The organism is Phyllobacterium sp. SB3, assembly GCF_040009165.1.
GTDB lineage: Bacteria > Pseudomonadota > Alphaproteobacteria > Rhizobiales > Rhizobiaceae > Phyllobacterium.
In genome coordinates this window covers 478,582-492,529 of sequence record NZ_JBDYKI010000004.1, presented here as the reverse complement: position 1 = coordinate 492,529, position 13,948 = coordinate 478,582, and the positions used below count along the sequence as shown (strand labels likewise).

Annotated in this window: 9 protein-coding genes; 3 read left to right on the top strand and 6 right to left on the bottom strand. The window is 52.6% G+C overall.

Annotated features, from left to right (window positions below):
* The 5 genes from tssM to ABKW30_RS17810 form a co-directional block, all read right to left on the bottom strand.
* Nucleotides 1-3,579, bottom strand: coding sequence for a type VI secretion system membrane subunit TssM (gene tssM, locus ABKW30_RS17830; RefSeq protein WP_348600252.1), 3,579 nt, complete (start codon nt 3,577-3,579; stop codon nt 1-3).
* Nucleotides 3,576-4,952 (bottom strand): type VI secretion system protein TssL, long form, encoded by a 1,377-nt coding sequence (tssL, locus tag ABKW30_RS17825; RefSeq protein WP_348600251.1) that lies wholly within the window; start codon nt 4,950-4,952, stop codon nt 3,576-3,578. Before tssL ends, tssM begins: the two co-directional genes overlap by 4 nt.
* A 4-nt stretch (nt 4,953-4,956) precedes the next feature.
* Nucleotides 4,957-6,294 (bottom strand): type VI secretion system baseplate subunit TssK, encoded by a 1,338-nt coding sequence (gene tssK, locus ABKW30_RS17820; protein ID WP_348600250.1) that lies wholly within the window; start codon nt 6,292-6,294, stop codon nt 4,957-4,959.
* Nucleotides 6,295-6,312: 18 nt separating this feature from the next.
* Nucleotides 6,313-6,831, bottom strand: a complete 519-nt coding sequence (gene tssJ, locus ABKW30_RS17815; protein ID WP_348600249.1) for a type VI secretion system lipoprotein TssJ — start codon at nt 6,829-6,831, stop codon at nt 6,313-6,315.
* Nucleotides 6,832-6,944: 113 nt separating this feature from the next.
* The gene (locus ABKW30_RS17810) at nt 6,945-8,294 is read right to left on the bottom strand and encodes an FHA domain-containing protein (RefSeq protein WP_348600248.1); all 1,350 of its coding nucleotides are present in this window, start codon (nt 8,292-8,294) and stop codon (nt 6,945-6,947) included.
* Between the two features lie 212 nt (nt 8,295-8,506).
* Here ABKW30_RS17810 and ABKW30_RS17805 point away from each other — a divergent pair, with 212 nt between their 5' ends.
* Nucleotides 8,507-9,925, top strand: coding sequence for a caspase family protein (locus ABKW30_RS17805; protein WP_348600247.1), 1,419 nt, complete (start codon nt 8,507-8,509; stop codon nt 9,923-9,925).
* Nucleotides 9,926-9,971: 46 nt separating this feature from the next.
* Complete coding sequence (locus tag ABKW30_RS17800) at nt 9,972-12,257, top strand: peptidoglycan DD-metalloendopeptidase family protein (RefSeq protein WP_348600246.1); 2,286 nt, start codon at nt 9,972-9,974, stop codon at nt 12,255-12,257.
* A 6-nt stretch (nt 12,258-12,263) separates the two neighbouring features.
* Here ABKW30_RS17800 and tagH read toward each other — a convergent pair whose 3' ends face one another.
* Nucleotides 12,264-13,367 (bottom strand): type VI secretion system-associated FHA domain protein TagH, encoded by a 1,104-nt coding sequence (gene tagH, locus ABKW30_RS17795; RefSeq protein ID WP_348600245.1) that lies wholly within the window; start codon nt 13,365-13,367, stop codon nt 12,264-12,266.
* Nucleotides 13,368-13,513: 146 nt separating this feature from the next.
* Between tagH and ABKW30_RS17790 the strand changes: the two genes are divergently transcribed.
* Nucleotides 13,514-13,936, top strand: a complete 423-nt coding sequence (locus ABKW30_RS17790) for a DUF1036 domain-containing protein (protein ID WP_348600244.1) — start codon at nt 13,514-13,516, stop codon at nt 13,934-13,936.
* Nucleotides 13,937-13,948: the final 12 nt, after the last annotated feature.

The following is a 13,948-nucleotide window of genomic DNA, read 5'->3' as shown; positions in this document are numbered from 1 at the left end:
CTACAGGCCCTCAGGGCATTTAAACGAGCGTATCGCGTCCAAGGCAAACGGATTGAGTACTGACCCCACCCTGACATCAAAGCTCGCCCTGCGGCTGCCTATCCGGAATAATGCGGTAAATTGATCGGCGCTGGATACATTTTTCTGTGCTCTGTCGAACAGGCGGAACATCGCCCATGGGCCGTTTTTCTTTATGCTTGTTTCCGGTCCGGGAGGATTGAACGCGATGCGTGCTTCGCGATTACCTTCGCCCGGCCATTGGAAGGACTGCGTTTGGGGAGGACCGTGATCGTAGGTGATATTCTTGCCATTGATATCAAGGGAAACACTTGTCGAATTACTGTCGAGGTCAATCGGCGTAATATCCAGATCAAGACTTAGCTCGTTTCCGCCCTTTGAGAAAAAGGCCGTCTGTATCGTCTGCGCGTTTTCAAACTGGATCAGAGCGTCGCTCGGAATGGCTTCGGCGCCGTTCATTCCGGTTAAACGCCACGGAGACTGTGATACATCGACAAATGGCTTCAAATGCAGTTGGAAGAATGTTGAAAACTCACCGGATGGTCCGAACATGCGAATGAAATCGTTGATTGCAACATCGTTGACACCGTTGCGGTCAAAGGGATAACGGCCTTCAATGCCAGCCTTGCAGACGCGTGCCGCTGAGGCTTGCCACATTGCAGACATTGATTGACGGGCACCGTTTGCTGTCAACCGTGCAATATCAGTCGCAAGACGGCCTATCCAGATACTCACTGGTTCAGGCAGGCGCTGTGCCTGTGTTACGAGCATCTGGTTGGCTGATACAAGTTTGCTTTCCACGCCAAAGATCGTGTTGACGTCGCCGGCGTTGATCGCGGCGCGGCTTAGTTGCAAGGAAAGTTCCTCAAGGATAGGGGAAAGATCGGCAAATTCCGATTTTTGTCCTTCGGGCGCCTGCAAAGATTTACGCAACGCTGCGTAGGGATCGAGCATGTTGGTTTCAAAACCGTCTGTCAGTAATTGCAACGCTTCAACGCGTGCAATCTCTGCCTTGGCTTTTTCCTCTGCCAGGCGTTGCTGCGCTTCGTCTATTTCTTCTTCTTTGGGGACTGGGTTTTTAGATGTTTCCGGTGGTGCGAACTGTTGTGGATCGAGATTTGTTGCATCCGCAATCGCCGTGGCAAGAGTATGCAACGGATTGTCATTGGAAGCGAGAATACGCACGATTTCGGCTGCCTGAATTAGATCAGGAGCAGGGAGAATAGTTAGATCGCTCAGCAGCGCTGCCCATTGCATGCGATTGGCATTAAAATAGATGCGCAGGACGTTGGTTTTAAGATCGTCACCCGACTCTGCATTGGCTTGATCCTCGCCAATAACCCAGCTTTCCTTTGCGAACTGCTCAGACACTTCTGCGAGGCGAGGCAGGAAATAATTGAAGTAGCCGTCGCGAGTGAAAACTCCTGGTATTCCCTCACGCAGATCAGTTCGGCTCTGACGCGCAAAGAGCAATTTTGCTCCCGACCCAGCTTTATCGATAGGCCGCCATTCTGGTATGGCAAGGGCATCAGGGCTTGCCACAAGAAGTTCATAGAGCTGCTGCGCGCGTGGAATGGCGTTCAGCTTTTCGCGGGCCTTCTTGATCAGATTGTCGTCTAGCGTTACTGCCGCCAAGGGCCGCGACAGCAATGCACTGCTGTGAGCAAGCAAACTCTCGCGCGACTGCGTACGACCAGCGCCGGGTAGGCTGACTTCAAATGTTGCCCGGAGTTGTCGCAGGGCAAATTCCCGATCGAGCGGTCCGAGACCGCCAAGCATGCTGTATAGTTTAAGCGTGTCATAAAGCTGGCCCGTGCTGATCTTCGGATCATTCATCCGGTTTTGCAGGTGGACCAGCAAACGCGGCAACAAGAAGCCATTCAGCCCGCGCGCATAGGTTGCCTGCATGCTTTCCCGCAGTTTTTCTTCCTGATCGGTACCGAAATGATACCAGCGGCTCTTACCAGCAATGTCATCGGTCAGCGCACCACGTAAAGTATCCAGCGGCGACAAGATCCGATTCAAATCGTCAGTTGTAATATCTTCGACCGGAATGGACATTGCTTCGCGGTTATAGGATGCAATCCTTTCATTCACTGCGCTCATCGTGTCTTGGTTGGTAAGATAGGCATGAGCCCAGCCTGCGAATAGTCCACCAGCGATAATGAGAGGAACAAGATAGAAGATTGCAGACATGATGCGCTTGCGGCGCTGAACCTTGAGATCCGTGGTAACGAGATTGGCTTCGCCAAAAATCACATCATTGAACAGACGCGACAGAAAGAACGCCTTCTGAGAGACCGTTCCTGTTGTATTGGGCTCCTGCAGAAACGAGAATCGTTCGGACGTTGAACGGCCCACCTTGTCGTAAACCGCGCCGGTTTGGGTGGCTGAAACAAAATAAACACCGCGCAGCAATGGCGCACCAACCAGTTTTGAACTCGCGGTCAATTCGCCGATCTGCTCGACGAGAACATTCTTGATAGACGCAAATTGCGCTGGAAACCGGAACACACTGCTGCGCCGGATGTCATCAGGCTCCTGCTGCATGCGTTCCAGCAATATCCGATGCATGCGTTCCAGCAGCAGATCGATTTCACCCGAAAATGCCTGAGCAATCTTGCCTTTCGATTGGCTCACGCCGAGTGGGAAAGTAACGCCCAAGACCTGTTCGCGGTCAAACTTGTTGAAGTTGTCGAAGAACTCACCAAAGCCTGCAAGCATATCGACCTTGGTGAACACGAGATATACGGGAAGGCGTACTTTCAGATTATCTTCAAGATCACGCAGGCGCTGCTTGAGTATCCGGACTTCCTTGAAGCGCGCTTGCGCACTTTGCGTAAGGATGTCGGCCATGCTGATTGTTACGATAACGCCATTGATTGGCTTTAACGGGCGGTGACGCTTCAGCAGACCCAGAAAGCTTTGCCATGCAGTGCTATCAACGGTAACGTCGCTGTCCTGCGTCGTGTAGCGTCCGGCAGTATCAATCAGCACGGCTTCATCGGTAAACCACCAGTCGCAACTGCGTGTGCCGCCAACGCCTTGAATGGCCTGATCATCCATTTCATCGGCAAAAGGAAAAGACAGGCCTGAATTCACCAGCGCAGTTGTCTTGCCGGAACCGGGGGAGCCGATGATAAGATACCAGGGAAAGTCATAAACGTAGCCAAACCGCTTTTTACTGATCGACTTGAGGCGCAGCAGTGCGTCCTTGAGGCGTTGCCTGAGGAGCGTAACCTCGTCTCGCGCATCAGCTTCGGAATCCGTGCCGTCTTCTGCCACGGCATCGATCATCGCAGCCTCAGCCCGGCGACGCCTGACCGCCGAGACAATTACGTAGATCAGCCAAGCCAGTATGACGACGCCAATCGCCACGAGACGGCTATACTCGGTTTCCAGCGGACGCCATTGGCCGAATGCTACGCTTTCGCCGTAAAACCAGATCATCACAGAAATGGCGACAACCCAGATCAGTGACCAAAACCTGCCGCCTTTGAGGAAGCCAGCGTAGCCCTCAAGGTAAGATCGGATTGTATAGAGCCAATTGAGGATATTCACTGTTGAGTGCCTGCGCCGGTTGCCGTGTCGTTGTCGGGGCGCGGAGTAGCAATTACGACGATTTCCGTTCGCCTGTTCGCCTCCTTACCCTCTCTAGTGTCGTTGGTATCGATCGGTTCGGATTCGCCTTTACCTTCGAAAGTTATCTGATTGCCGGGTACATAAGCCCCTAGAATTTTTGCAACGTTTTCTGCTCGTGCCCGTGACAGATCAAAGTTTGATGGAAACCGGGTATTATTTCTGATCGGATCATTATCGGTATGACCGATGACTTGCACTGCAAAATGCTCGTCCGCAATGGCCCTGCCTATACGGTCTATCAAACCTTGAAACTGCGGCGACACATCTGCTTTGGCCGATGCAAAAAAGCCTGTGTTGCGAAAACGCACGAGCACTCGATTGCCGTTGCGTTGAGTGGTGACCAGACCGCGATCTACTTCCGGTTGCAGGAAAGCGAGGAAATTGCGAAGCCGGTCGATCTGCTCGACTGGCTGGGGAGCCGGTTCTGCAACTTTAATCGATGGATTGCCCTCGGGCGGTGCAGCGGCCATAGCCACCATGACTGCGTCGGAGTCTGTGTTGAGCAGCCGCAAAATACCGATGTAACCGAAAGCACAAAGCAACACCAGGAAGCCAAGCAAGGCCGGATAAAGGTTTTTGAATCGTCCCTTGAGAAAGCGAGCGTTGATCCCGCGCCAATGGGGTGACACCTCCCGCTCGACATCGCCCATTGTAGCTTGGAGCGTCCGGTATAGGCTGTCTCTTATCTGGGACAGTTCAAGAGCGCCGCGTGCACTAACTCTCAGCTTGCCTTTGAAGCCAAGTGAAAGGCACAGATACAGCAACAGCAGAATATCGCGGTTGCGGCCCGGATCTTTGTGGAAGTGCTCCAGCAGTTCAAAAAAGCGTTCACCGCCCTGCACATCGCGATGGAACGTTGAAACAATACTGTTGCTTGCCCAATTGCTGGCGCCGCCCCACCGGGTTGCGAGAACCACATCGTCTATGGTTGCGCACAAGGCATAATGGGCAACACGTGCGTGCTGAGCATCGACATTGGCATTGGCAACTTTGCGCTCATATGCGCGCATCTCATCGATGACGGCTGTACGCAATTGATCAGGATCAGGTCCTTCATGAAGTCCACGCAAATGATAAAGCAGGTTAAGCTGTGGTCGCGCCGCCGAAACCAGAAATGGCAAACCTTTGGGTGTGCCATCGATCATCTCGACACCACCTTCAGTCAATGCAGCCTGTAGCGTGGTCGTTTCTGCAGAGTCAGCAGTGCTGGATTGGGCATTGCGACCACGATCACCACCAGGTTTTGGCTTTATGATCGTCGGTTCGCTGCGCCAGAACTTATCGTCACTCATGGCGTCATGACTTTATAGCCCAAAGCTCAAACTCGATGGACGGAAATTCACCGGCCAGATGCAGGGCAATGGCACCGGAGGTGCTAAGCTGTTTCCACAAAGGTCCGTCCCTGTCGAGTTCAAAATAGCTCGTTCCCGGGCGATATGGCAATTGGCGCGGCGCTACAGGTAGAGGACGAACCGCTATGCCCGGTAGAGCGACGTTGACGAGTTCGGCGATACGCTCGACTGGTCCCACCTTGATCTGCCGGGGCAGGGTGCTGCGAAGCGCTTCCGAGGGCATGTCGCTTCGTACTGCCAAGACAAAGCCGCTTCCGACGAGGAGATTGCGGTCTGTAATCGTGCCGACACGCACGCCATGCTTGCGTTCGTCGAGTGGAATTTCCACGGCGGAACGCTCCAGCACAGAAGAAAGCGACTCGCGCAAATCAGCAAGAACCGGATCAAACGAGCCGCGCAAATCAACATGACGATAACCCGGGAAAACCGAGCCCCTGCGACGTTCCTTGGTGAACGTTGAAAGCTCGCCGGCCAGCTGCGCGCAAAGCACATAAAGTGTCTCCGGATGCAAAGCTGCAAGGTTTTCGCGGTGATGCCGGAAGACTGCCTCATTGCGGTTAAGGACTTGCAAGAACTGAAAGTCAGACACCTCTGCCGTGCCGCGTATGGAAGGATCGCCCATGCGGTCCGCAATCGCTTCGGCACGGTGGGACATGATACCCAAAATTTCGGTGACGATGTTTTCGAGTTGAAGCTGGGCGGCGCAATTTGTGGCCGATGCAATGAAGGTATCGTCAAGCACGACAGATTGATCCTGCCGAACCTCTACAATTCGCGCTACAGCTATACGATCATAGCCAGCCAATTCTTCGTCTGACAAAAGAAAGCTCAGGCGAAGCCTGCCAACATCCAGCAGCGCAGAAATCGAACTGCCCTCATTGGTATCCTGCACTTCGTACTTCTGACGCGCATAACGAATGCTGCGGCCCGGAGTAGCCTCGCCGCCTACTTCTGCAAGTCCTGCCTGCTGCATGGGAAGGCACAAATAGACAAGAACATTCTTGGTACCTTCCTCAAGCCTCAATGCAGGAGGGAGATCGACAGGGCCGGGGGCTTCAAAAACAGTTCCATCCGGCATCACTCCCCGTGCACTGGAAAGAGCAAACAGACCATTGCTCAAGAGCTGTTCATTGATAGCGAGACGGGAAACCCCCCACGGAAATTTTACCAGTTCACGCGTTGCCGCCTTTACAAGCTTCTCGGTCCAGCGGTCCTGTTGCTGGAAATGCTGCACCCGAAGGAACATACCTTCCGACCAGACGACGCGATTGTCATGTTCCATCAATAAACACCGTATCGATTAATTGCTGGCGGATGCACTTACAGACAGTCTTCCGACAGAAATGCTTAGTTTTCCGGCACCTGAAATGGGAGTCAGTGCCCGCCAGCGCGCGTTTTCAATGTCGCGGAACCCGGCGATTACACCTGCATATGCGCCGTCTATACCCGGATTGATAACCAGGCTGGCACTTTCACCCGGGCGTACAGAAATCGTCTTGCGCTCTACAAGATCGTCACCGAGCGCGCCTCCGCCTTTCAGCTGGAAATAATCGAGCGACTGGAAGCGACCGGGTGACTTGAGCACGAAGACTTCTACCGCAGTGGGTGTGGCAGAGCCGGATGGCGATGGATTGGCAGAACTGCTGGCAGATACAGTAACGGGAATTGGTTCTTGATATCGCGGCCCCGTGTTCTCAGGCGTTGATGTGCAAGCAGAAACAAACATTACCGCCGAAGCAGCAAAAGTTAAAGGAAAAGACCGTTTCAACGATGTGTTTTGGTGACGAGACTCAGATACCTCAAGCGTTTCAAAACGCATACTATTCTCCCGATACAATCCTTTTATGGACTTGACACAACCTATGTGACTAATCTGGTTGTAACTTGCAGATAAGACACCTTCACGTCAACGTAATCTTGAGTTCGCGGGATTTATGTTTTGGAAAAGAATTTGCGAAGAAGTTTCAATAGTGCAGGTTTGCGCTTTTCACCCTGTTGTTCCTCGAAAAGCGTCGTAGAGGTAAGAAATTCGTCCCACAGGGCTGCCTTGCGAAGTGCCGGTATGGTTTTTGATTTGGTTTTGCTTGCAAGTACCGAAGGGTCGATTGCCTGTTGTATCTCTCCGATAAAATCCAGCATGGCTGCCGAAAGGTCGGTCTGGTAATTCGTGATTGAACGAAAGTCGCGCTCGATAAGCTTCATATCAGCCGGCTCAGCCTCGTTAATGAATTCTACGATGCGGTACATACGCTGATTGTCTTCTTGACTGGCGAGCGAAAATATCCACGGCGTGTCTCCAGCAATACCTTCCAGTTCCAGACGAGCCGCTGACGCATTCTTGCCCACGTGCATTTCATAGAGTTCGCCCAAGGCGATTCGCATAACGGCGCCTGCTTTTCTCAAGAATTGTTCCGGATCGAGACCGGGCTGTGTCTCTGTGTCCAATCCTGCGCCCTCCAGAAAAGCCTGAAGCAATTCAGCAGCCTCCTGTGCCGAAACAGTTCGTGCAGGCGCAACTTTTGATGGAGTTGGTACAGGGTTTACGGCTTCTGGTGCTTTTGCCGGCGGCTGCTCAAACCGGACCGGCTGTTGCTGCGTGACAGGCTCTTCGTCATCGCTGTCCCAATTGTCCGGAAGAATGGGTCGCACGACTGGCAGTTCGAACAGCGAGTTTGCCGCGGGTGTTTGTTCTATCCTGTCGGAAAGTGAAGAAGGGCGGCTGGTCCTGTATGGCTTGATGATATCCACTTCAGTTTCAGGTGGTCCGTCCCAACCGATATCGGAGACGCCTAAACCTTCACGTGACGCAGGCTTGGCTGGCTTGTCGAACAGTTCATCATGGCTTTCGCCGGGTAGCTGGCTTGTGGCTCCAACGCCTGCAGGAGCAATATCCGAGAGAATCGACGTTACACTTGGTCCTGCCAGCAAGTCGGCGCTGCTTTGCGCTAACGGTGTTCGAATGGCCGAATCTTTTTGCATGACCAGCTTGAAGCGATAATCTGCAATCTCGATTGTGTCGCCGTCAAACAATTGCTGGCCATATTGCCGGTCGACCGCAATTCCACCGACACTGACGCCGTTTGTGCTTTTGTCGATGAGATATAACCCGGTATCGCGCTGTTCCAACGTGCAATGATGCTTCGAAACAACACGGCGGCTATCCTTGATTACCCAATTACAGCTTTCACCGCGACCAATGGTAAAACGTTGTCCTTGAACTGCCATGGAACCACCGAAAGAGGTGTCATTCGAATTGTTCATGGCTTGAAGCTCGATTCGCATAGGTAGTTCCTGCATATGGTAGTAAATCTGCACTGCTTCCGACGGACAAATAACTCGGATATCTTAGTCTTCGCCATAAGACAGTTGCAAGTACAGCAATATCTAGGCTATTTTTGCGTATACACTGTGATCTGCGGAAGATCGGATGAAAAACGGTAGTGTGCTGGATGACAAGATTTATCTGGCCACCCCATAATTTGAAGAGACAGTGAGTGTCCTCTCATGTGCAACACATCAGGCATTTGGTTTCCTTCGCGCTAAGCGCGGGTGCAATGCTCGTTGTGCTGCTTTTTGCATTGCAGAGTGCCCAAGCTGAAATACTAGGGCTTCCGGTACAAAAACGTATTGCTCTGATCATCGGTAACGCCGATTACCAGAACGTCGAGAAGCTGGTAAATCCATCAAATGATGCCAAAGGCATCTCGGATGCGTTGAGGGCGCAGGGATTTGACATCTTTCCCGCAAGCAATACCACGCGAGCAGAATTCGACAGGATTTTCGAGGATTTCAAAGCGCAGGCCAAGACCGCAGACGTATCACTGGTTTACTTTTCGGGCCATGGGTTTCAATTGAATGGTACGAATTATCTGGTCCCGGTAGACGCGCACCTCAATGACCGGGCAAAGATTGTCGAGGAGACGATCAGCCTGGATAAGATCATTGCCGAAGTGCAATCGCCAGATCGGCAGACACTGATTTTTCTCGATGCCTGTCGTAACAATCCCTTGCCGGGCGGTGGATCGGTCAATGCCGGTCTTGCGCAGGTAACTGGTGGAGCGAACGTATTCATAGCCTTTGCCACCCAGCCGGGTAATATCAGTTATGATGGAGTGAGTTCGTACAGCCCATTTACCAAAGCTTTGCTCGATCACATCAATACACCTGGTCAGGACATTTCAAACCTGATGATCAAGGTGCGCACCGATGTGGAAGCAAATACGCTTGGACGGCAGTTGCCTTGGGATCAATCATCCTTGAAGCGGCAATTCTATTTCTCGCAGCCCACTGATGCGGGTGACGATCAACAGACAAATATTGCGATGGGTAGTCAACCGGCCATAGGCGAGCAGGGCCTCTCTCGCCGAACAGACCTCGGAGCAATAATTGATCCTCCGGCGGGGCGCCTGACTATTACGCCGCCGGATGGTGGAACTGCACCTTTTCCACCGGCCACCAACCCGGAAAATACTCCAGATAATGGGCTGAATCCTCCTGTGATCTATATGCCTACGGCTCCGGCCGAAATATTTGGGCCCGAAGATCTGGTATGGGGCCTGCAGCAGGAATTACAGAGGCTCGGATGCTATACTTCGGATTTGGATGGGGTTTGGGGTGCAAGCTCGCGGGAAGCGCTTACTCGATACTATTCGAACAGAAATCTGAAGGTGACTGATACGGCGCCGACACAGTTTCATTATGATACCTTACGGCGCGAACCCAGCGTGGTTTGCGTTTACGTACCGCCTCGGCAGGCTACTCCAACCCGCATTGGTCCGCGAGCACCGGCAAAATCTAAAGCCCCGCGCCCCGTAATAATGTCGACGCAGCAGCCACAGATTGAAGCACCAGCTCGCGCTGCGCCGCCGCGTAAGGGTCTGCGTGATATCGGTATTGGTGGTGTGTATCGATAATGCCCATCCGGGCCCGCAAGTCTGTCTCAGCCTCATATGGTGACCTATGAAGCACGAGGGATCGCTGCACAGCATCAACACGGACTTCAAGCAAGCAAAGAAACTGTCTGGACGGCGACGTTTGATCCGGCGGCTAACACACGTTCTTTCGTTTGCCTTCATCGCCGCCGCCATCGTTTCAGCGATATATTTTATGCCGCATTTTGTCAGTGAACAGGAAGATCTGACAGACCAGACATTGGTTATTCCGGAAGGGGAAGTTAACCCCGCCGGGAAAGGGGGCGATTTCGAGCTTGCTGCAACAGACGACCGCCGGGATGCGCTGTTGCTGCAGACCGTCAACAATGAGAAGCCGCAGGCCCGTAAAACTGAAATTCGCTTCCAGAAGAACGATAGCGGTTCCGAAATAAAGGGACCGATTTTCTATGTGTCGGACACGATGCTTTCGAGTTCCGTTCGGTTGATGACGGCGTTGCCTGCAACTCCGCAAGACTTCGCGCTGATGCAGTCGGCTCCTGAAGCTCCGGTGACCTCGGCAACGCCCATGAGCCAGCCGGATGCCGGACCTGCGCCCAGCAACGCCGCTCCTACGGACGCTGGCTGGGAAGGTGGTGTGTCGTCCAGCGAGAGTGCCCAGATCGGCCAAACAACGCCTGGTAGCTCCAATAATATCGAGATTACCGGCGAAAAGCAGCGTCCACCACAAAATCAGCAATATGTAATCAAGGTTCTGGCGGAGCGGAGTGTGGCTGATGTGCTGACGGATGGACACACTACGCTTGCGGAAAACGCGCGTGTCTCCGAAGCGGTAGCCAAACTTTTGAATATTCAGCTGCTGCGTCCGGGTTACCTTGCCGTCTGGCGAACATCTGTCGTCGATTTGCAGAGCTTGGCAACAGCACCTGTGCAACTTTCGCTGTACGGAACGGAGGGGCTGATCGGTAGCGTGGCACGCGCGGATGATGGCAGCTATCTCAGGATTGACGATCCATGGAAGGATGAAAGTTGGACTGAGCTTGTGACAGGAGGCAAGTCCGATACTTCTGAGCAGAACTTCCGCATCATGGATGGCATTTATAGCGCTGGGATTCGCAACGACATTCCTTCGAACGTAGTCACAGAGACAATTACACGTATGTCGCGATTGTATGATCTCGGCAAGTTCATCTCACCCGAGGACAAAGTTACATTGCTCTATTCAGAGTCTCCGCGCGACGAGCCTAGCGAGAGTGGGCGCGTGCTTTATGTTTCTGTCCGTCGCAGCGGCGAGACTTTGAAATGCTATCTCCTCCGGCCTGAACGTGGAGGTGACTATTCGTGCATGACTGAAAACGACACCACATCAGGCCTTGGGGGCGCGGAAGGTTTCGTGCTGCCCGTCAAAGGCGTGTTCCGGTCTGGTTTTGGCCCGCGTGTTCATCCAATTCTTGGCTCGGTTAGGTTTCATGAGGGTGTGGACTGGTCAGCGCCAGCCGGAACACCAGTTTATGCGTCTTTCGATGGTACCGTGTCTTTTGCAGGCACCAACGGTAGTTTTGGAAATTTCATCAAGATCAAACATGCCGGTAATCGTGAGACGCATTATGCGCATCTGCAAGGGTTTGCCGGGAATGTGGCGGTCGGAAAATCAGTGAAAGCTGGTCAGATAATCGGCTTTGTTGGTTCCACGGGCCTCAGTACTGGTCCGCACCTGCATTTTGAACTCGTTGCTAATGGCGGATTAGTGGACCCGCTGGGCTCCAGCTACAGCGAAATCGGGCTGGATGGGGAAGCGGCGAAACTTGTTCAACGGATTATCCATGTCGAAAGCGGCGGCAATCCTAGTGCAGCCAATCCATTGTCGTCGGCCAGCGGTCTTGGCCAGTTCATTAATAGCACATGGCTTCGGATGATGAATTCATATCGCGGTGACCTTGTTTCCAAGATGAGTGTCAGCGAATTGCTTGCATTAAAGTTTGACCCCACACTTGCTACGGAAATGGTCATGAACCTTGCCAATGAGAATGAGGCAACGTTGAAAGCATCGGGAATTCCGGGTACGGCGGGAAATCTTTATCTGGCGCATTTCCTTGGCGGCGGTGGCGCCGTCACTGTTCTTTCAGCAGCGCCGGACACACAGTTAAGCTCTCTGTTTGATCAATCGGTATTCACGGCCAATCCATTCCTATATGGGAAAACTGCCGGATGGATCGTCGAATGGTCCAGTCGTAAAATGTCGGGTAGGGCTGGAGGGATGACATCTCCCGTTTATCGCGAAGCCCGGGTCAAGGCATCCCGGTTCCGGCAGTATAGCTCGGCAATCGACGATATTCTCTCCAAGGTTCCGGGCTGATCGACCCTATTCGCCGGATGGCTCGCGACCGATCTTTTCATCATATGCCTCGCCGAAGTAGTGAAGAAATACGTCCAGAATGCCATTTTCATGTGGCTCGTTCCGTTCGCTCCATGCTTTGACATAACGTGCCCAATAAGCGCCTTTGCCTGAAAGCAGGGAATTGGTGGTCGAAGCCGCGATCGCGTCGGGAGACAGTTCATTCAGGAGACGGAACAAGGCTGTCTGCATCGCTTGAAATACAGCTTGTTCGTGCTGTTTTAATTCCTCAACTGTTTCGGCAAAACTATTGCCGGCATCCAGGTATTCCAGCTTGTTTGCGCCAAATAGCGCAGCCAATGCCGTAGATGTCTCGGGAATAAACTTCATCGGATTATTATTATTCGCTTTAAGCACTGTTTGCCGGGTACTGCGGATGAGGGCACGCATTTCTGCCCGGGCTGCCAGCAATTGCGTTAATCCGGGTACAACCGTGCGGAATATCTGTCCAAGCTGCTCTGCGAACTCGTCGTCCTGACGCCCGGCCAGAGTATCGGGGTCAAGTCCTGCGCCACGGGCGAAATGTTCGATGAAGCGCTCTCGGGAGCCTCCGGTATGAGTAGTGCTTGGCCGAGGTTTGACGACTTGTTGAGATTCGCCAGCGGATACAGGCGCCGGTTTAAGGTTCTGCAGTGACGCAAGCTGATCGACCCCCAGAAACATCGTGCGATCCTCGATCTCACGCATTCCACCGTCGGTATTCAGTGGCATGACTACTGTTTGTTCGAAGTCCGAGGGTTGAACAACCTTGGCTGGCTTTTCAAAAAAAACCCGCAACTGATAAGGACCGATCTCGATAAGGTCACCGGCAGAAAGAACGCGCCGGGCGCTTTTTTGCAGTTCCTCATCGTTGATCAGAAGACCGTTGGACGATAAATCCTCTGCCCAATAAGCGTCTTCATCGTAGTCAACTCTACAATGTGTGGTTGAGACGAAGCGGCTCCTATCAGGCAATGTCCAATCTGCTTCGTCAGCGCGGCCGATCGTGAAGCTACGCTTGTCAGATATATATTCCGGTAAGACATCATCACCATGCAGAGAACGGTTCTCCAGTCTTAGCACCAAGCGCATCTGCTTCTCCGTCTGACCCTATCCACCTATAGCCTATTCAAATAAAGTGTTGAATACCAAGACTATAGTGGATTTGGATGATAGATAGTCCGCAAGGTTGGTCATATTTGATAAAGTTCGCACGGTCGAAGCGGGGAAAGCAGCATTTGATACGTAGAAACCTTATTGCCACGGTCGGACTGGGCGTTGTGTTTTTAATGTTGGCTCCGATAATGCCCGCATTGGCTGCATTTACGGTATGCAACCAAACGTCTGATATTGCCAATGTTGCTATCGGTGAACAGGTTGAGGGGCAAATGCGCACAGAGGGCTGGTGGGCCATTGCGGCCAATCGTTGTGCAGATGTTATCAAAGTGAAACTCAGTAATCGCTATATCTATGTGCACGCTGTTGACGTACAGGGGCGCCCCGTTCTTAAAGGAAGCGTGACATTGTGTGTCGATGCCAAAAAGTTTCAGATCACCGGCAAGGATGCTTGCTGGCAACGCAACCATCTGCGAGGACAGTTTACGGAAGTCGACACACAGTCATCTGATAACTGGACACTATTCTTAAAAGATGGATCATAAAAGGAAAATCAA

Bases quoted from the DNA above. Each gene is read 5' to 3' on its own strand.
- ABKW30_RS17800 (WP_348600246.1), top strand. From the start codon at position 9,972: ATGAAGCACGAGGGATCGCTGCACAGCATCAACACGGACTTCAAGCAA.
- tagH (WP_348600245.1), bottom strand. From the start codon at position 13,367: ATGCGCTTGGTGCTAAGACTGGAGAACCGTTCTCTGCATGGTGATGAT.
- tssL (WP_348600251.1), bottom strand. From the start codon at position 4,952: ATGAGTGACGATAAGTTCTGGCGCAGCGAACCGACGATCATAAAGCCA.
- tssK (WP_348600250.1), bottom strand. From the start codon at position 6,294: ATGGAACATGACAATCGCGTCGTCTGGTCGGAAGGTATGTTCCTTCGG.
- ABKW30_RS17810 (WP_348600248.1), bottom strand. From the start codon at position 8,294: ATGCGAATCGAGCTTCAAGCCATGAACAATTCGAATGACACCTCTTTC.
- tssJ (WP_348600249.1), bottom strand. From the start codon at position 6,831: ATGCGTTTTGAAACGCTTGAGGTATCTGAGTCTCGTCACCAAAACACA.